This is a genomic window from Flavobacterium cupriresistens (assembly GCF_020911925.1).
Classification (GTDB): domain Bacteria; phylum Bacteroidota; class Bacteroidia; order Flavobacteriales; family Flavobacteriaceae; genus Flavobacterium; species Flavobacterium cupriresistens.
Map to the genome: position 1 here is coordinate 2276203 of NZ_CP087134.1, position 18496 is coordinate 2294698.

Annotated in this window: 16 protein-coding genes; 2 read left to right on the top strand and 14 right to left on the bottom strand. The window is 36.7% G+C overall.

Annotated features, from left to right (window positions below; genetic code table 11):
- Window positions 1-85: 85 nt before the first annotated feature.
- Window positions 86-844: a methyltransferase domain-containing protein gene (locus tag LNP23_RS10005; protein ID WP_230004762.1), complete on the bottom strand. Its 759-nt coding sequence runs from the start codon at window positions 842-844 to the stop codon at window positions 86-88.
- 147 nt (window positions 845-991) lie between these two features.
- Window positions 992-1390, bottom strand: coding sequence for a hypothetical protein (locus LNP23_RS10010; protein WP_230004763.1), 399 nt, complete (start codon window positions 1388-1390; stop codon window positions 992-994).
- 351 nt (window positions 1391-1741) lie between these two features.
- Between LNP23_RS10010 and LNP23_RS10015 the strand changes: the two genes are divergently transcribed.
- A complete protein-coding gene (locus LNP23_RS10015) occupies window positions 1742-3154 on the top strand; it encodes an APC family permease (RefSeq protein ID WP_230004764.1) in 1413 nt (470 codons plus the stop codon).
- 370 nt (window positions 3155-3524) lie between these two features.
- Here LNP23_RS10015 and LNP23_RS10020 read toward each other — a convergent pair whose 3' ends face one another.
- The 5 genes from LNP23_RS10020 to dinB form a co-directional block, all read right to left on the bottom strand.
- A complete protein-coding gene (locus tag LNP23_RS10020; RefSeq protein WP_047777879.1) occupies window positions 3525-3986 on the bottom strand; it encodes a DUF1810 domain-containing protein in 462 nt (153 codons plus the stop codon).
- A 165-nt stretch (window positions 3987-4151) separates the two neighbouring features.
- Window positions 4152-4775, bottom strand: coding sequence for an alpha-ketoglutarate-dependent dioxygenase AlkB family protein (locus tag LNP23_RS10025; protein ID WP_047777878.1), 624 nt, complete (start codon window positions 4773-4775; stop codon window positions 4152-4154).
- An 11-nt stretch (window positions 4776-4786) separates the two neighbouring features.
- Window positions 4787-6178: an exonuclease domain-containing protein gene (locus tag LNP23_RS10030; RefSeq protein WP_230004765.1), complete on the bottom strand. Its 1392-nt coding sequence runs from the start codon at window positions 6176-6178 to the stop codon at window positions 4787-4789.
- A 125-nt stretch (window positions 6179-6303) separates the two neighbouring features.
- A complete protein-coding gene (locus tag LNP23_RS10035; RefSeq protein ID WP_230004766.1) occupies window positions 6304-9360 on the bottom strand; it encodes a DNA polymerase III subunit alpha in 3057 nt (1018 codons plus the stop codon).
- A complete protein-coding gene (dinB, locus tag LNP23_RS10040) occupies window positions 9360-10541 on the bottom strand; it encodes a DNA polymerase IV (RefSeq protein ID WP_047777872.1) in 1182 nt (393 codons plus the stop codon). The genes LNP23_RS10035 and dinB overlap by 1 nt, the downstream gene beginning before the upstream one ends.
- Window positions 10542-10627: 86 nt before the next feature.
- Between dinB and LNP23_RS10045 the strand changes: the two genes are divergently transcribed.
- Window positions 10628-11404 (top strand): XRE family transcriptional regulator, encoded by a 777-nt coding sequence (locus LNP23_RS10045; protein WP_047777870.1) that lies wholly within the window; start codon window positions 10628-10630, stop codon window positions 11402-11404.
- Between the two features lie 9 nt (window positions 11405-11413).
- Here the strand turns inward: LNP23_RS10045 and LNP23_RS10050 are convergent, their stop codons facing one another.
- From LNP23_RS10050 to LNP23_RS10080, 7 genes are all read right to left on the bottom strand, one after another.
- A complete protein-coding gene (locus tag LNP23_RS10050; RefSeq protein WP_230004767.1) occupies window positions 11414-11854 on the bottom strand; it encodes a DinB family protein in 441 nt (146 codons plus the stop codon).
- A gap of 17 nt (window positions 11855-11871) precedes the next feature.
- Complete coding sequence (locus tag LNP23_RS10055; RefSeq protein WP_230004768.1) at window positions 11872-12192, bottom strand: ArsR/SmtB family transcription factor; 321 nt, start codon at window positions 12190-12192, stop codon at window positions 11872-11874.
- Window positions 12192-12620, bottom strand: coding sequence for an SRPBCC family protein (locus LNP23_RS10060; RefSeq protein WP_230004769.1), 429 nt, complete (start codon window positions 12618-12620; stop codon window positions 12192-12194). Before LNP23_RS10060 ends, LNP23_RS10055 begins: the two co-directional genes overlap by 1 nt.
- Window positions 12621-12903: 283 nt before the next feature.
- Window positions 12904-13671, bottom strand: coding sequence for a phosphatase PAP2 family protein (locus LNP23_RS10065; protein WP_230004770.1), 768 nt, complete (start codon window positions 13669-13671; stop codon window positions 12904-12906).
- Window positions 13672-13922: 251 nt separating this feature from the next.
- Window positions 13923-15644 (bottom strand): sensor histidine kinase, encoded by a 1722-nt coding sequence (locus tag LNP23_RS10070; protein ID WP_230004771.1) that lies wholly within the window; start codon window positions 15642-15644, stop codon window positions 13923-13925.
- 381 nt (window positions 15645-16025) lie between these two features.
- Window positions 16026-17153, bottom strand: coding sequence for a sensor protein KdpD (locus tag LNP23_RS10075; protein ID WP_230004772.1), 1128 nt, complete (start codon window positions 17151-17153; stop codon window positions 16026-16028).
- Between the two features lie 238 nt (window positions 17154-17391).
- Window positions 17392-18468 carry a porin gene (locus LNP23_RS10080; RefSeq protein WP_230004773.1) on the bottom strand — a complete coding sequence of 359 codons (1077 nt, stop codon included), beginning with the start codon at window positions 18466-18468 and terminating at the stop codon, window positions 17392-17394.
- Window positions 18469-18496: the final 28 nt, after the last annotated feature.

The window sequence follows — 18496 nt, forward strand, 5'->3', positions numbered from 1 at the left end:
GCGACTCTGCGACTCTGCGAGATTTTCACTTCCCCGCAACTTTTGAATTTGATCCCTTTAAAAGTAGTAAAGCATCGCTATTTCCTTAAAAAGTCGCATACATAAGCAATCGTTTGAACGCATAAATTGAAGGAACTGCCGGAAAATAGAGATTAATTCGTTTCTTGAATTCATTTGATAATTCCTGAAATTCCTGGTCTTTCAGACGTTCTTGATAAACTGTGAGTGCAGAGCCCGAAATAAAGTCAAAAAAGGAATCCTGCTGAGTTGAAATCAACGGATATACTTTTTGGTATAAAACCAAATTTTGCCCGCCATTATCAAAAAGGATTTTAGCATATTGATCCAAAGTCAAAACCGGAGAAGGACGTGTCCAATGATTTAAATAAGAAGCATAAGGTTCTTCCTGTACTAAATCTAATAAAATTTTGTTCAATACATTTTCCGTTTGCTGTGGCATTTGTATAACCAATTGTCCGCCTGACTTAATACGGGATATTATTTTGGTGAAAAGCTCCTCATGATGATCGACCCATTGTAAGGCTGCATTCGAAAAGATCAAATCCCATTTGGTTTCCTGTTCCAGTTGTTCTGAAATAGAAAATTGTCTGAATTGTATATTTTCCTGATGAGGTGCTTTTGCCAGCATTTCAGCAGAAGAGTCGATTCCAAGTACAACAGGATCCGTAAGTTGATTAGACAGTTTTTGGGTTAATTCACCGGTACCGCAACCTAAATCAATAACTTTTAGATTGGGTTTGTCAACGATATGACTGGTAAGGTCTCCAAACGGTTTATAACGGTCTTCTTTAAATTCGTTGTATTTGTTTGGATCCCAGGTCATGATGTTTTGTTTTGTAGTTTATAAAAATCAACTTAACTAAAATACAAATTAAAATTCTGCTAAAAAGTCCAAATTCAGAATAATGCAAACAAGTACGAATTATTTTTTAGTTTTTTATTCTGGATGATAATTTCCTTTGTAAGATGATCATCGTCTTCTGGCAGCGCTTCTGGTATGAGGCCTTACATAAGTACCGTCTTTTCTTGTATACCCTTTTACCGAAACACTTCCTCCAGATGAAGTTGTAGTTGAAGAGCGATTATAATTTTGTGTTGAAGAATCCGGTCTAGTGGAACTGCTTGATAAAGAACTATTATTGTATACAGGATTAATCACCCATCCTTTATAGTCTCCCCATTTTATTTGTCTTTGTTTTTTATCACTTCGATTGATATAGGCACCAGATCCTTTTGGAATTAATGCAACAGATTGAGTTCCTTCTTTTGAACTGTAAATAGTAGTATCTTCATCGATATTGACATAATAATAATTTGTAGCACAAGAATTTAAGATAAACAATAGTGCAATCAGTAAAAATTTTTTCATAAAAAAGTTTTTAAATTAAGTTAGTTCAAATTTAAAGAGCTGATTTAATCGGATCTTACGGAAAACCATAAACTCAGTTTTTATTCTGAATTTATTAAGCGAATCGTTTTTATCAGGAATAAGAATGATATCCCTTTGTGTTGGGTTTACTACAAAAGAGATACTGATAAGCTCAACCCGCAAAGAAACCGTTAAAAATATTCTTAGGTATGAAAGAAGTTTATAAGCTGTATTTGTTCTACACTAACCCACATGCTGTTTGGAATTTGGAATTTTAATATTTGGAATTTCACAACCAGATTATAAAATTTCCAAAAAAGGTATATCTTTAACCAACCAAAAATTAGAATAATGCAAGAAGACAACCAAGAACATTTTAAAAGAGAACTCGGATTATTAGATGGAACCATGCTTGTGGTAGGTTCTATGATCGGGTCAGGGATTTTTATAGTAAGTGCTGATATTACCAGACAAGTAGGTTCTGCCGGATGGCTGACACTGATTTGGCTGCTTTCAGGATTAATTACAGTTATTGCGGCTGTGAGTTATGGAGAATTGAGTGCCATGTTTCCAAAAGCGGGAGGACAGTATGTGTACCTGAAAGAAGCATACAATAAATTGATTGCGTTTCTGTACGGCTGGAGCTTTTTTGCTGTCATACAAACCGGTACAATTGCTGCGGTAGGAGTGGCTTTCTCCAAGTTTGCGGCTTATCTTTATGAACCTTTGAGTGACGAAAATGTATTGTTTACATTGGGGGCTTTTAAACTCAATGCCGCTCAGATTGTTTCGATTTTCACGATTATTTTATTGACGTATATTAATAGCCGTGGTGTAAAAAACGGAAAGATTCTGCAAACGGTTCTTACGATTATCAAAATTTTATCCTTGTTGGGCTTAATCGTTTTTGGATTAACGCTGGCTGCGAAAGCTTCGGTTTGGGATGCCAACTGGGCGGATGCCTGGACAACACGTGCTTATAATGCCGAAACAGGCTCATGGCTTCCGATTGGCGGAACGGCTTTGATTACTGGTATCTCTGCGGCGATGGTAGGATCTTTATTTTCAAGTGATGCTTGGAATGGGGTGACTTTTATTGCAGGAGAAATTAAAAACCCAAAACGTAACGTTGGTTTCAGTTTGTTTCTTGGAACTTTTATAGTGACGATTATTTATGTATTAACCAATTTGATGTATTTGGCTGTAATTCCGCTTAACGAAATTGCAACAGCAAAATCAGATCGTGTAGCCGTTGTAGCTTCAGATTATATTTTTGGAGATATCGGAACGTTGATTATCGCAATCATGATTATGATCTCGACTTTTGCCTGTAATAATGGATTGATTATGGCTGGGGCAAGAGTTTATTATACGATGGCAAATGATGGTCTGTTCTTCAAAAAAGCAGCTGTTCTAAACGAATCGAGTGTTCCGGAATGGGCACTTTGGGCGCAATGTTTCTGGGCTTCGGCTTTGTGTTTGACAGGGAAATACGGAGATTTATTGGACTTCGTAATTATCATCGTTTTGATTTTTTATATTTTAACAATTTACGGAATCTTTATCCTACGCAGAAAAATGCCAGACGTAGAGCGACCTTATAAAGCGTTTGGATATCCGTTTTTACCACTGCTGTATATTGTAATTGCGACTGCTATTTGTATTTCGCTATTAATCACAAAATTCTCAACCTGTGGCTGGGGAATCTTGATTATGTTAATTGGAATTCCGGTGTATTATTTAACGAAACCGAAAGAGGTTTAGCTAGGAGTTGCTGAGGTTCTGAGATGCTGAGATGCTGAGTTTTTTTGTTTCAAGTTTCAGGTTTCAAGTTTCAGGTTTGAAGTTTCAGGTTTGAAGTTTCAAGTTTCAGGTCTCAGGTTTCAAGTGGAAGACTTTGCGATTTTGCGTCTTTGCGAGAAATTTAACCGCAAGGTTCGCAAAGGGTTTGCGTAAAGAGCGCAAGGCTTTTTTAAGGTGCACAATTTTTTGTTCGCAAAGACATAAAGCTTTTACCTCTGTAGCTCAGAATCTTAGAACCTCAGTACCTAAGAACCTTAGAAGCTAAAAAAAACGACACTACTTTAAGAAAAGAGAGTGTCGTTTAAATCAAATGATCAATTGTCGCAGTAGCTTAAACTACTTCAGGCTCAACAGACGATTTTATTGTTGAATTAATAATAGACATTGTAAAGGGATCCATTTCGCCGGAGAAAAAAGCATCCAATACATTCTGAAATATAGGATTCGTATTTTCTACCAGGAAAAAAAGTGTCATGCAAGAACGCAATTTGCGAGCATCTAAGTCTCCCAAAATAGCTTCGGCAGATTTTCTATTATACGTTAATAATAGTTCTGAAATTTCGATAAGGTGTTTTCCTAATATAGGATGCTCCAGAAAATCAGCCGCTTCTTTCAGGTCGTTAATGGCATAATAATTTGCAGTATCGCTCTTGCCTAATCCTTTGATTTGAGGGAAGATAAACCACATCCAGTGGGTTTCTTTTTTCCCTTTGTTAATCTCAGAAAGAGCAGTAAGATAAAGTTTGTTTTGCGCATCTAAAAAGCGCATTAAATCATTGTTTGAATAAGCCATTTTGGTATTTTATTTATAAAAAAAAGGGTTGCAAAAGTACAAAAAAAATCGGGTTTATCTAGTAAAAGCTTCATACAGTGTGCGTTTTAACTTTTGAAGGAAGGTATCTCTTACGCTAATACACGTGTAAAAAAGCGTGTTATTTACTTTATTGGGTCATAATCATCACTTTCGGAAGGTTCTTCTAAAAGTCAGATTGATTCGGGGTAATACGTTTTTGGCTGTCTTAGGAACCTGATGTTGCCAAAAACTATTTGTGGTTCCTGCCATTAACAAAAAAGAACCATGATGTAATGGAATTTCCACCTGACCAATGTCTTTTCTAAACTTATGACGCAAGCGAAACATTCTGGTATCTCCAAAAGTCACTGATGCAATAATTGGATTTGAACCGGTATGGTGTTCTTTATCACTGTGCCAGGCTACACTGTCGTTACCGTTTCGATACAAATTAAGGAGCAGACTATTAAAATCAAGTTGGGTTTCTTTTTCTACCCGGCTTCTGATGCTCAATAAATCATAAGACCAGTCCGGGCCTTTTGGGTCTGCACCCTTATTCTCTTTATCCTCATACCAGGCAATCATTCTGGGTGCCGTAACGGTTTTATCAAACATTTCCATTTCATATTCTCTCCATTTGGTTTGATGAAGCAGTTTTTCATAATATTGATCCGATTCTTCTTTGCTGAAAAAATTATCAATCAGAATCAGTTCGCAGTCAGGCAGGTCAAATACGGTTTTTCCGCGAAGGCCTGAAGTAAATAATTCGGTATCGTTAAATAGTGTCATGACTCAATTTTTTAAGATAAAGCTTGTTTTGAGAACTGTTTGTTAAATAGAATTTTATTCGGGTGCTTTTCTGCGTAAGCAAAAATTAAATGCATAATGTATTGATTGCTTTTGTAAGGTGTAACATAATTTTTGACTTCTGATGGTTCTGTAATGGAAGCGTCTGAAGGAATGTATCCCATACCGTAAAAATGCCCTTTTTCAATCCAGATACAACTGCGCTCGTCAGTAGACCTGCCTTTGTCTATAATGGCGAAACTGGGTCTTTGGTTTAATAAAAAATCAATTGCATTGTCAACTTGTTCGTTGTGCAGTGCGACATCAGGGGAGTCTTCGATGTCATTATTTTGAAAAATTACTCCCTCTTCAGGTTTTGAATATTTACAAAAGCGCTGGTCGATTTTAAATTGTTCAGATAAACTTCTCAATAAGTTGATGGCATCATAAAGGCTGTTAAATTCATAAGTACAAACCTGAAATTTGTTGACTTTGCCGATTGCTAAATATTTATAACCATTTCGGGCTTCATATTGATAAAGTCCATATTTGGGTTCAAAACGTTTTAATGCCCGATTGTAGGTGGGCCATAATTGTTTGATTTCGGTACATTCTAAAAGCAACGCCATTAATTCAGTAGCACAAATTTCAAAAGAAATCCCGTAAATATCCCGCAGGAAATTTTGCCTTTGGGAGTTAATGTTATGCCCACTGAAATGAGAAGCAACACGTTTTTTTATGTTCACGGCTTTACCAACATAAATGACTTTTTTTACCTGATTATAAAAATAATAGACTCCCGGTTTTTCCGGTAATTGAGTAAAATCGTCAGGAGGCAGATTGGGAGGTAAACGTTGGTCTTGTGCCGTTTTTAGAATCATTTTTTCTATTTCTCCGGCATCGTCCCATTCAAGTAATAAAGAAAATAAAAGGGCAGTAGCATCTGCATCTCCGCCGGCACGATGCCTGTTTTCTAGAACTATATCTAATGAATTACAAAGATTGCCTAAACTATACGAACTTAATCCGGGTTTGATTTTTCTTGCTGCGCGAACGGTGCATAGCTTTCTTGCTGTCCATTTGAATCCCGCTTGTTCAAGTTGGTGTCGTACAAACGAATAATCAAAATTGACATTGTGTGCCACGAAAATACGATCAGTAAGCATTTCCAGTACTTTATCTGAAATAGCATCGAAGACCGGTGCATTTGCGACCATTTCGTTATTGATTCCTGTTAATCCAAAAATAGCAGCCGGTATTTCTCTTTCCGGATTTACAAGTGTTTCATAACGGTCGATTACATTTATACCGTCATGAATAACGATGGCAATTTCTGTAATGCGGCTGCCACTGGCATTACCGCCGGTGGTTTCGATATCTACTATGGCATATTCCTGCTTTTTCATTTTTATAAAACGTAAATTCTTCTTTTGTTATTTAGATGCTTAATACGTGGCGCTATGTTTATTTGAATAAGTGAGCGTTACAAAGACTATGTTTTTATCTGTTAAAAAATAATGGTTTTCCTGTTTTAAAATTTCATTCGATGTCGGGGCAGATGAATTTCATGTTCCTGCGGATAAGGTTTTCGATGCGTATTACTGACATCTTCCTTAATTTGATTTTGAGTTTTAAACTGATGCTCTTTCGAATCGCTGTAACGCGGATCAGGAATAAAAGGCATTTTAGCCATTTTGTTAATGGTAATAGTCGGAAAGTGATAATCAACTTCTACAGTACCTAATAACAAATAACAGCCACCACCCTGAAACGGATATTGTATCAGACTATCCGGGAAATGTGCCGTATCAAAATAAGTTCCCTCATTGTCCACCCAGGTTCCAAAATACATGGCTCCTTTTTTAGTGGGTACGTGTTTTCTTGAAATTAAATACGCCAACATTCGGACTTGTTTTTTATGATACACCACAAGATCTTTGGCCATGATATCACCACGATATTTGGTTTGCAATAAATCAAAAGGAGAACAGGAAACGGGGAAACTCAGCAGCTCTATTTCATCAAAAGCATCTTCAAAAAAAGAACGTTCCAAAGTCGGAAGTTTGTATTCTTTGGCTGGTTCCTGCAAGAGCATCAGACTTCTGTTTTCGGGTTTGAAATTGGTTAAAAGCAGACTGGCTACAACCAGAAGCTGATTTTTGGTTTTTCCTGTAAAGCGAAAAGCACCAATAAAAATCAAAATTTTAATACCTTCCAAACCAATTGGAATGCGATTGATGAAATCCTCCAAAGAGGCAAAATCGCCATTTTTAGCACGATCGGATATGATGAGTAAGGTTATTTTTGATTCTAAACGCTCCAGATGCATAAAACCTAAATAAACAGCAGTGCCATATAAAGTGGTTTGGTAATCGCTTTTGTTGACACAAGGATTCTCAATCGTTGCTCCCGACATACGTGTTTCGTGTACGTAAACTTCGGTTCTGTAAAAACCACCCTGATTGTTGATTACCGCCACCATAAATTCGATAGGATAATTAACCTTCAAATACAAACTCTGATAACTTTCTACGGCATAAGAAGCGGAATGTGCTTTACAAAAAGAATAACCCGCAAAAGATTCAATCTGACGGTAAATTTCTTCACTAAGCGCTTGAGGATGCCCTTTTTGGGCACAACAGGCAAAGAAATTGTCTTTTACTTTTTGTAACGCTGTTTTAGATCTGCCTTTACCGGACATGGCACGACGCAGGATATCTCCGTCGGCAGCAGGAAGACCTCCGTAATGCAGGGCGATTTTAATCACATCTTCCTGATACACCATAATACCGTAGGTTTCTCCGAGCTGCTCTTTAAATACCTCATGAAAATAATCAAACTGATTGGGGTGATTGTGGCGAAAAATATATTCTTTCATCATTCCGGATTGTGCTACACCGGGACGAATAATAGAGGAAGCGGCTACCAGAATTTTATACGTATCACAATTCAAACGACGCAATAAACCACGCATGGCTGGGCTTTCAATATAAAAACAGCCAATGGTTTTTCCTTGAGCCAGATAGGTATTGCAAACGGCTTCGTCTTTAGAAATAGCGGTGTTGCGAATATCAACTTTAATGCCTCTGTTTTTTTCAATAAGTTTCACACTATCGTCAATGTGACCAATACCACGCTGGCTTAGAATATCAAATTTTTCAAAGCCAATATCTTCCGCTGTATGCATGTCAAAAAGAACAATGGGGAATCCTTTTGGAGGCATTTCCAGAGGCGTGTAGTTTGTTATCGGTTCTTCGGATACGATAATACCGCAAGAGTGCATGCTACGTTGATTGGGATATTTTTCAAGCAGCATACCGTATTCCTGCACGAGTTTTACAATTGAATTTGGTTCGTGCAGATTCATTGGATTTTTGGCGAGTTTGTCAAGTTCTTCTTTTGGAAGACCAAATACTTTACCCACTTCGCGAAAGATGGAGCGGTATTTGAATTCGACGTTAGTACCGCAAAAAGCCACATGATCCCTGCCGTATTTATCGAATATATAGTGAAGAATGGTATCGCGTTCTTTCCAGCTCCAATCGATATCAAAATCGGGAGGACTTTTACGGTTGAGGTTTAAAAAACGTTCAAAATAAAGATCCAATTCTATCGGGCAGATATCTGTAATGCCTAAACAATAAGCAATAATACTATTGGCACCGCTACCACGGCCAATGTGCATAAAACCCTGACTGTTGCTGTATTGTATGATATCCCAGGTGATTAAAAAATAACCGCTAAACTCCAGTTCGTCAATTACTTTGAGCTCTTTTTCGATGCGTGATTTTGCCAAAGTATGATTTTCGCCATAGCGCCAAATCAATCCTTTTTGCGCCAGCTCCGTTAGTAAAGCAAAGTCGGTCTTGCGATCGGTAGTAAAAAACTTTTTATTTTTTGGAGTTTTAAATTCGTAGGTGAAATTACATTCGTCAATAACCTTTTGTGTATTGGCAATAATTTCCGGGTAATCGTCATAAGCAGATAAAAGGGACGAAAGAGGAAGCATTACTTCAGAAGTACTGCAATAATCAGCCTCAGTAAGTTTAGACAGTATGTTGTTGGTGTCTATGGCACGTAAAATTTTATGAAGATTAAATTCTTTTTTGGTTTGAAAAGTTACGGGCTGTAAAACAACCATTTTTTGGATTTTAGTTTTCCATTCTTTTAGAAAAAGCTTTGGTAAATCTTCAGGCCGAATTCCGATAAATTCATTTTCGCGAAGAACAGGAGGTGCATTTTCTAAAGGATAGATAAGAAAGACAGCTTCAAATTCGGGTGCAATTTGAGGCAGCGTTTCTCCGCTGAAATTATGTGCCGTCAAAAACCGATTCATTTCTGCAAGACCGTCTGCATTTTTTGCCAAACCGATATAACGTAATTGATGTTGCGAACGAAATTCGATACCAATTAAAGGTTTTATACCTTTTGGTTCACAGCCTTTTATAAAATCATAAATTCCGGTGACAGTATTAATGTCGGTAAGTGCCATGGCTTTTACATTGCATTCGACGGCCTGCTCAAGAAGTTTCTCAAGAGAAATAGTGCCATAACGCAGCGAATGAAAAGAATGACAGTTGAGATACATTAGAGGTGGCGTTTTAAAATTTCATTTTTAGTGTTGGGTTTGATAGACGCTCCGGCGCAACGCATAACGGCATCAAAACCATAACGGCTTTTCATTTTATCCATAGCGGCATATAAGGACAACATTTCCTGAGTATCTTCGAAAAGATCAATTTGATAGGTACCGCGAACGAGTCCGCTAAAGCGAATGCCAATCAAGCGAAGACGCATACGACGCTGATAAACTTTATCGAATAAATCGTTTACGTTTTTATTTAAAATATGATCTGCTGATGTGTACGCAATTTTGCATTGCTTGGTCTCGGTGTCAAAATTGGCGTAACGTATTTTAACCGTAATTGTAGAGGTTAACCATTGTTCAGAACGGAGTTGAAAAGCCAGTTTTTCGACCATTCCCATCAGTATTCTTCTCAATTTTGGAATATCGATCGTGTCCTGAGAAAAAGTATGTTCGGTAGAAATCGACTTTCGTTCAGAATAAGGTTCCACCGGAGTATTGTCAATGCCATTTGCTTTTTTCCAGATATCAAGACCATTTTTTCCGATCATGCGCTGCAGTACTTCGGCAGGCATTTCGGAGAGGGTTTGTATCGTGCGAATTCCGATTCGGGATAAGAGCTGAAAAGTTACATTACCAACCATCGGTATTTTCTGAATCGATAATGGATTTAAAAAGGCTTGTACTTCATGTTCCGGAATTTCTAAATTTCCTTTTGGTTTGCCTTCTCCGGTTGCAATTTTAGAGACGGTTTTATTGACAGATAAAGAAAAACTAATTGGGAGTCCTGTTTCTTTATTGACCGCTTGCGCCAGTTCATTCGTCCATTTATAACTTCCATGAAAACGATCCATACCGGTGATGTCAAGATAAAATTCATCGATACTGGCTTTTTCCATAATAGGTGCCTTTTCCTGAATTACCTGAGTGACATTATGTGATAATTGAGAATATAATTCCATATCCCCTTTGATGATTTTGGCTTGTGGACAGAGTTTCATCGCCATGTAAATGGGCATGGCAGAACGAACTCCGAAATGACGTGCTTCATAGGAGCAGGAAGCAACCACACCACGGTCACCGCCACCGATAATTAGCGGAATACCTTCTAATTGAGAATTGGTGAGCCTTTCGCAGGACACAAAAAAAGTGTCCAAATCCATGTGTACAATTGCCCGTGCCATTTTTTTGTTTTTGAATAAGACAAAATTAGTACAGGTTGTAACAAAAATGATTATATTTGTTGTTCCAAATTATAACAAAATAAATTATGTCTTTATTTTCAGATAATATCAGGGCCCTACGGGTAAAGCATAAAATTTCGCAGGAGAAACTTGCGGAAAACCTTTGTATCACAAGAGGAAGATATGTTAAATATGAAGACGGAACTTCTGAAGCGCCGTACGATATCTTAAAGCTGATTGCTTTATATTTTCATACCAGTATTGATTTGTTATTGTCTGTTGATATCCGTAAAATTGATATTGAAAATTTGATAAAACTGGAAGGCAACCGACTTATTTTACCCATTCAGGTGGATCATTTTGGAGAAAATTATATCGAAATTGTCACCCAAAAAGCCAAGGCTGGTTATTTAAACGGTTATTCAGATCCGGAGTATATCGAAAATTTGCAGCAGATTTCATTGCCTTTTTTGGGACCTGGAAAACACAGAGGATTTCCGGTAGAAGGAGATTCGATGCCGCCACATGAAGACGGAAGTATTATCATTGGTCGATATGTAGAAAGGCTGGGAGAGGTGTTGGATGGAAAAACCTATATCCTGATTACCAAAAACGAGGGAATGGTGTACAAACGGCTGAATAAAAACAAAAAAAATGCATTGGTTTTAGAATCCGATAATCGTTTTTATCCCAATTATGAAGTCAAAGCTTCTGATATTTTGGAAATTTGGGAATACGAATGCAATATTGGCCGCAGCGATAAACGTCATGAATTAACAGAAACTCAGAGTATGAAAGAATTGCTTTTGGAGGTGAAACGGGAAGTCATGGAGATTAAAAGTAATACTCTGAGTGGGAGTTAAAGTTTTAGGTTAATTGCCTTTTACGATAGCCGAAGCAATTTGCCCGCAATGATGTGAATTGTGAAAAAGAATGATAGACAATAGTCTGATTCTTGATACCGTTCCCAAAAAAGGAGCTTCTGTTTCTTCGAACCAATCTTTGTCCGAAGAATTTTCTATTACAGCTTCGAGTGCTTTATATCCTTGTTCCAAAAGGGCGCGACTTGTTTGCAAATCGTACTCTTTTCCGGTGTCGGATTGTCCTATGGTTGTGTTCTCTACGTTGGTTTCAATCCCGAAAGATTGGCCTAAAATAAGGGCAGTTTCTCCAATATGTCTGTAAATAAATCCGACAGAAGCTGTTTTTTCATTCAATCTGAAACGAATGTTTTCGGCACTTATGTTTTTAAAAGTAGCATAACAATTAGATCGGTTTTGATCTAAAAGAGCAAGTAGCATTTCTTTTTGCATGATTTTTAATTTTAAAATTAATCTTTCTTTTTGTTTAAAATAGTTTCCAGTTTACTGAGTTTATTTTCCCAGAATTGATCAAAATGACTGATCAGCGCTTTTACGTCATTAAACCCTTTTTGGTTTAAAATGCAATGGCGTTCCCGTCCGATTTCCTGAATCGAAATAAAGCCGGCCTGCTGTAATATTTTAATATGTTTTGAAACCGCAGGACGACTCATATCAAAATTTTCAGCCAAAGCATTTATGTTGTAACTCTCTTGGGTCAGTAATTGCAGAATTTGCCTGCGACTTGGATCTGCAATTACTTGTAAAGCATCAAAATTTGGGATTGACATTATTTCGTATTTAAAGCATTAACTAATTTTTCCATGATTTTAAGCCATCCGTCGGTCATTCCGTTAAGGATTGAGATATTGGCTTCTTTAAATCCGGTGTGGAGAAGATATAATTCGGTTCCGTTATCTTTCTTTTCGAGTGTCCATTCTACAACGGTATCAAGTGTGATTACCTTATTTCCGGGGCCGGCTGTCCAGCTGTAAACCAGTTTTTGATGAGGGATGATTTCTAAAACTTTACAGTGCATAATTCCGTCAAGATCTAAACTCGGAATCGGATTGGTGCGAAAGGTAAACTCGTGTCCCAAGGCAAGTTTAAAATCATTTGGCATGATCCATTGTGCGATTAAATCGGCATCGGTTAAATAAAGCCAGATTTCTTCGGGAGATTGGTTGTAAAACCATTTGTGTTTGATTTCTGTTTTCATAATTAAGTAACTTTAAGGTTACGTAAAATTACATGTAACTTTTGAGTTACGCAAATATTTTTGAAATTTTTTTTCGTTGAATGGTTTTTAAGTGCTTTGAATGTCAGTTGTTTATGATGGGTCTTCGGCTTCGCTCAGACTGACAGCGTTACTTTGATGAGTGTTCGTTTGATGAGTGTGTGATAAACGGAGTGTCCCCCTGAGCGAAGTCGAAGGGCTTATTAGGAAGAAGGGTCTTCGGCTTCGCTCAGACTGACAATGGTGGTATAAATGGAAAAATGGTTTAGAAAACTTTTACATAACTTAATCCGTATTGTTGTCCGTTGTAGAAGGGAGCAATCATCGAAGTCGAATTATGTTCAGAAGCTGATTTACCGAATAGTTTTTTTGTGATATAAGGATTCATCCAATAGGCGATTTTGGTACTCAGAATTCCGATTCCAGCTCCGGCTGCCACATCGGTTAACCAATGGCGATTGTTGTAGATTCTAAAAAGTCCGGTTCCTGTGGCTACGGCATAACCGGCAATTCCGTACCAAATAGATTTGTCTTTGTATTCCTGCCATAAAAATTCGGCTCCCGCAAAAGCAGTTGCGGTATGGCCGGAGGGAAAAGAATTATTCGAACTTCCGTCAGGTCTGTCTTCGTGTACAATTGATTTTAAACCCAGAACAGTTGAGGCCATAATAACATACGAAGTCACAAAGATCACAGAACGGTCGCGCATGTTATTTTTTCCTTTTACACCAAAAGCATTCAAAGCATAAACCGAAGCAGCAGGCGCGTATTGCGAGAAATCATCAATGGTAATTTTCTGATCGATGTCTTCTGTAACTTCTTTGTTGATCTGCGAATTAAAACTTAAAAGCTGATCACTTTCCAGACCAATTACCCCATAGCCAATTAAAACACCCGGAATAATCAATTGCTTGTAATTGAACTTCAGATTGTGCGATGCCGTGCTGTCAATTGCAGCAATAGAATCTGTTTTTTGCGCTGTAGCAGAAAAAATACCGAATAACAATACCAGGGAAATCGTTTTGTAAAACATAGCTGATTGTCTTTATGATTTGCAAGTATAACGAATGATTTTGGGAACTATTTTTCGCTTAATTCAACCTTAAGTGAATATTAATCTATTGGCTTTTAAAGAGGCATTATATGGAGGATACAGAATAAATATACATGATATTCCGAGTAAGAGATAAGGACTTTAGAAGCATAGAAATCCTCAGCTTCAATCAGACCGATGGTGCTAATAGAAACGACAATGTAAGAATAATAATGGTAATAAACAATAGGCTAGGCGTTTAGTGAAAACCAAAAAGTACTTCCCAAGCCTAAATTACTTTCTACACCAATGGTACCGTTTTGGGCTTCGATAAATTCTTTACTGATGGCTAACCCCAATCCCGTTCCGGATTTCTGACTGCCCGGGATTTGAAAATATTTGTCGAAAACTTTGCTTTTGTATCTCGCATCAATACCTTTTCCGGTATCGATAACCTGAAATACGATTTGGTTGTTTTCTCTTTTTAGTCTGATGGTAATGGTACTTTTTTCAGACGAATAGGTAATGGCATTTGATAAATAATTAATCAGAACCCAGCCCGTTTTTTCACTGTCGGCTTTTACTTCGCTTAAGTTTTCATCGGCCTCAACGACTAATTTTATCTGCTTTTGCTCGGCTTGTACTTTTACGGCTTCGGTAGCGTAATGTACAATAGCGTAGGGGTTGCTTTTTTCGATATTCAATTGAATATTTCCCGTTTCTAATTGCGATAGATTAAGTAATTCGCCCGTGATTTTCAGTAACCGCTGACTATCGTCTTTAATGCTTTCAACCAACTGATTCTGATCTTCATTCATTGCGCCGGTTTTAGCATTTTGCAGCAATTGGAGACTCAGTTTTATAGAAGCAATTGGCGTTTTTAATTCGTGAGAAACGGTTGCGATAAAATTAGTTTTGGCAAAATCAAGTTCTTTAAAAAGGGTAATATTTCGAAGAATAATAACATCACCAATATTGATTTCTGTTTCTTCCCCTGTTGGAGTTATCGTAATATTGATCGTTTCTTTATCAAAATAACTTTCTTTTCCGTTGGCGAAAATTTTCATAGGCTGCTTTTTCTGCAATTCACTAGCGGGTTCTTTTAAAATCAGTGAACGCATTAAATCATTCGACAAAGCCAGGTCGGGAGCCAATTTCCCGATAATATCTTCCGATTTTAAACCTACAATTTTCAAGGCTTCATCGTTTGCAAACAAAATCAGTCCTTCATTATCTAAACCAATAATAGGATCGTGCATGTTATTGATGAGTGTTTCCAGTCGTTTTTTCTCAAAGAAAAGCTTGTACAAGTTACTGCTATTGTATTCCTCGAGTTTCTGCGCCATTGTATTAAACGATTTGGCGAGATCACCGTACTCATTATGGCTGGTGAAATGTACCCGTTCGGAATAATTTTTATTGGCAATTTCTTTGATACTGAGTGTTAATTCTTTAATCGGATTCGCAATATTATTCGGTAGATTAATCAGTAAATTAAAAGCAATTAGAAAGCACAAGGTACCAACAACTGCAATTAGTATATTGGCATTTTCGGCGGTATGTTTGGCGATATCACTTTTTTGCTTAATTGAATTCAGATTCAATTTCATAATCATAAAAATGTTCTGTCTGATTTGTTTTTTGACTGTTTCATCAGAATTGCTTTTTTCTAAAAGAGCAAAATTCTTTTCGAGACTATCGGTTGCCTCTTTTTCTCCGGGTTCGGTAATATTTTGAGTTTGTTTTTCGAGATTGCCTTTAAAATTATGAATGGATTTATTCGTATCTGCTACAGCTTCATCTAAAGACAAAATCATATTTCTGGAATATTCCAGCGTATTATAATTGTCTTCCAGAATATTTTCGGTGTCTTGTTTTATTAAAAAGACAGAGTAGGCACTCACTAGCGAAAGTATAATGATCATTAAAAATAACAATCCAACTCCAAGATTCAATTTGGTTTTAATTCTCATGACTTATGTTTTTTTGAACCATATAAGTGATGTAAGTAAATATAAGTGCTATTTAAAAACAAAACTTGAACGAGTTCATATGACTTATATGGTTTATTTTTTTTGCAATAGCCAAATTCAATTTGGTTTTAATTCTTATGATTTATGTTTTTTTGAACCATATAAGTGATGTAAGTAAATATAAGTGCTATTTAAAAACAAAACTTGAACGAGTTCATATGACTTATGTGGTTTATTTTTTTTGCAATAGCCAAATTCAATTTGGTTTTAATTCTTATGATTTATGTTTTTTTGAACCATATAAGTGATGTAAGTAAATATAAGTGCTATTTAAAAACAAAACTTGAACGAGTTCATATGACTTACATGGTTTAATTTTTTTTAAGATAAAATAACAAGGTCAACATTCGATAATGACAGACTATTTAATAAACGTCTGAAAATCGTTGTTGACAAAATTACTTTAAATAAATTCAAATGTGGTTTTCCAATGCAGACAGTTGTAATTTGTTTTTGTTCAACTGTCATTAGAATGGCATCGGCTATGTTTTTATGTTCAATTTTAATTACTTCTGCGCCTAATTGTGTGGCCAGTTTAAAATTATTAATTAGATGACGTTGTTTGTCTAAAGGGATTTTTATGGGGTTTTCTTTAGGTGTTTCTACATACATTACACACCAGCTACCGTTGTAATAACCCGCCAAACGCGCCGCTTTTCGGATTACAATTTTGGCTGTTTTATCATTACTACTAATGCATGCCAGAAGTCTTTCATGTTTCAGTGCGTGTAATTGTGGTATTTCATTCTCTACTTTTCGGACTACCTGACTTGCGACTTCTTTCAAGGCCAATTCCCTCAGTTGGAGAATCTGTTCTGATTTAAAAAAGTTTGTCAAAGCCGTCTGAATTTTATCAGCCGTATAAATTTTTCCTTCTTTCAAACGGGCAATTAAATCCTCTGCAGTCAAGTCGATATTCACAACCTCATCTGCAACTCGCAAAACATTATCGGGAATTCGTTCCTGTACATCAATACCGGTAATGCGTTTTACATCTTCGTTTAAACTTTCAATATGCTGAATATTAACAGCCGAAATCACATTGATTCCAGCTTCGAGAATCTCTAAAACATCTTGCCAACGTTTTTCATTTTTACTTCCTTCTACATTGGTATGTGCCAGTTCATCTACAATTACGACTTCGGGTCTCAGGTTGATGATGGCTTGTACATCGAGTTCTTCGAGCTCTTTGCCTTTATAGAAAATAGTCCGCCTCGGAATCAGGGGCAGACCAAATAATAATTCATGTGTTTCTTTTCGGAGGTGTGTTTCGATATAGCCGATTTTCACATCAATTCCGTTTTTCAATAGCGAATGTGCTTCCTGAAGCATTCGGTACGTTTTGCCCACACCGGCGCTCATGCCGATATAGACTTTAAACTTTCCTTTTCTTGATTTCTGAATTAAATCGAGGAAGTGTTGTGCGTTATTTTCTTTTTCCTGTTTCATAGTGTTTGCCACGAAGGCGCTAAGACGCAAAGTTTTTTTTATACCACAGATATTTTAAGAAAGTGCTTTTGAACTTTGTTAAAGCGTTGCTAATCTGGTATATCTATGTGCAAAAAAACAGCCACGAATTTCACCAATTGGCACGAATTAATTAGTGTAATTAGTGAAATTCGTGTCTAATTTTTTGCGTCACAGATTATTAATCATTTTAATCATTTTAATCTGTGGCAGATACTTACTAAAAAGAAATCGCCAACGAAGTCGTCACAAACGTATTCGTATCCGTTGGAAGATCATTTTTTGCGAAAATTTCATCTTTACTCGAAAGATTTCTGGCTTCAATTCTAAACATTACATTATCGGTAACCAGGTAATCAAAGTTAGCTGAAAATCCGTAAGTTTTAAAACCATTCGGAGTTTTGGTCGAGATAATTACCTCTTTTTCATCGCTGTAATATTCACCTCTTGCTGCCAATTGAATTTTTTCAGTTGGTTTGTACTGTAGAATCAGAACAGGAGAAAACCAAGTATCGTATTTGTTACTGTTTTTAGCCGATTGCTGAGAACCTACATCAATACCGGCTGTTAGGTTTGTTTTATCCGTTAGTTTAAATTGTCCGTAAAAATTATTAAAGTAGCGCCATTTTTTGTCAATGTCAGGTTGTTCATTTCCCACATAAGTACTCCAATTTAGCGTTGCTCTGTCCGATGGTTTGTAGGTAACCTGTGTCCCGAAAGCAGGTGTTTGATTTCCGTCTATTTTCTGGATTCTTTGCCATCCGTTCAGATACATTCCGGCCAAATACCATTTTCCAGATGCTGAGGTATAGCCAATTTTTACTCCTGCTTCATAATAAGGGGAGTTTTCTGCTAAAATACTTCTGGTTAAGTTGGCACAATCTTTTCCAATAGCGCTTTCAAAACCAAGATGGGAAGGCATGATTCCGGCGTCAATCCACAAGTCATGATTTTTTGAAATTTTTACACCAACATTTGCTTCATATACGTTTTTTAATAAGTCTTGTTCTGCTGAGAGATTATATTGGGCGTATGTCCCAGCCATCAAAGCAAAATTCCCACGGACATTTTCTTTACTGTAATTCACTTTTGCTAAACCCAGATTTAGGTTTATTTCGTTACTTCTGTTGTAATTGTAGATAAAACCGGGGCGGGTATGATCTTCCGGTTTTGCAAAATCATAACTATAATAAACCTCAACATAGCCGGAAAACGTAAACGGACTTTTGGATGTTTCCTGAGCGTGTAAATTGGTAAAGCCAAAAGCAATTAAAGCGGTAAGTATTATTTTTTTCATTTTATTTTTATTTGGTATTCGAATTTTT

What these genes read in the sequence shown, in the direction of transcription:
- LNP23_RS10005 (WP_230004762.1), bottom strand. Translation starts at nt 844, where the DNA reads ATGACCTGGGATCCAAACAAATACAACGAATTTAAAGAAGACCGTTAT.
- LNP23_RS10010 (WP_230004763.1), bottom strand. Translation starts at nt 1,390, where the DNA reads ATGAAAAAATTTTTACTGATTGCACTATTGTTTATCTTAAATTCTTGT.
- LNP23_RS10015 (WP_230004764.1), top strand. Translation starts at nt 1,742, where the DNA reads ATGCAAGAAGACAACCAAGAACATTTTAAAAGAGAACTCGGATTATTA.
- LNP23_RS10020 (WP_047777879.1), bottom strand. Translation starts at nt 3,986, where the DNA reads ATGGCTTATTCAAACAATGATTTAATGCGCTTTTTAGATGCGCAAAAC.
- LNP23_RS10025 (WP_047777878.1), bottom strand. Translation starts at nt 4,775, where the DNA reads ATGACACTATTTAACGATACCGAATTATTTACTTCAGGCCTTCGCGGA.
- LNP23_RS10030 (WP_230004765.1), bottom strand. Translation starts at nt 6,178, where the DNA reads ATGAAAAAGCAGGAATATGCCATAGTAGATATCGAAACCACCGGCGGT.
- LNP23_RS10035 (WP_230004766.1), bottom strand. Translation starts at nt 9,360, where the DNA reads ATGTATCTCAACTGTCATTCTTTTCATTCGCTGCGTTATGGCACTATT.
- dinB (WP_047777872.1), bottom strand. Translation starts at nt 10,541, where the DNA reads ATGGCACGGGCAATTGTACACATGGATTTGGACACTTTTTTTGTGTCC.
- LNP23_RS10045 (WP_047777870.1), top strand. Translation starts at nt 10,628, where the DNA reads ATGTCTTTATTTTCAGATAATATCAGGGCCCTACGGGTAAAGCATAAA.
- LNP23_RS10050 (WP_230004767.1), bottom strand. Translation starts at nt 11,854, where the DNA reads ATGCAAAAAGAAATGCTACTTGCTCTTTTAGATCAAAACCGATCTAAT.
- LNP23_RS10055 (WP_230004768.1), bottom strand. Translation starts at nt 12,192, where the DNA reads ATGTCAATCCCAAATTTTGATGCTTTACAAGTAATTGCAGATCCAAGT.
- LNP23_RS10060 (WP_230004769.1), bottom strand. Translation starts at nt 12,620, where the DNA reads ATGAAAACAGAAATCAAACACAAATGGTTTTACAACCAATCTCCCGAA.
- LNP23_RS10065 (WP_230004770.1), bottom strand. Translation starts at nt 13,671, where the DNA reads ATGTTTTACAAAACGATTTCCCTGGTATTGTTATTCGGTATTTTTTCT.
- LNP23_RS10070 (WP_230004771.1), bottom strand. Translation starts at nt 15,644, where the DNA reads ATGAGAATTAAAACCAAATTGAATCTTGGAGTTGGATTGTTATTTTTA.
- LNP23_RS10075 (WP_230004772.1), bottom strand. Translation starts at nt 17,153, where the DNA reads ATGAAACAGGAAAAAGAAAATAACGCACAACACTTCCTCGATTTAATT.
- LNP23_RS10080 (WP_230004773.1), bottom strand. Translation starts at nt 18,468, where the DNA reads ATGAAAAAAATAATACTTACCGCTTTAATTGCTTTTGGCTTTACCAAT.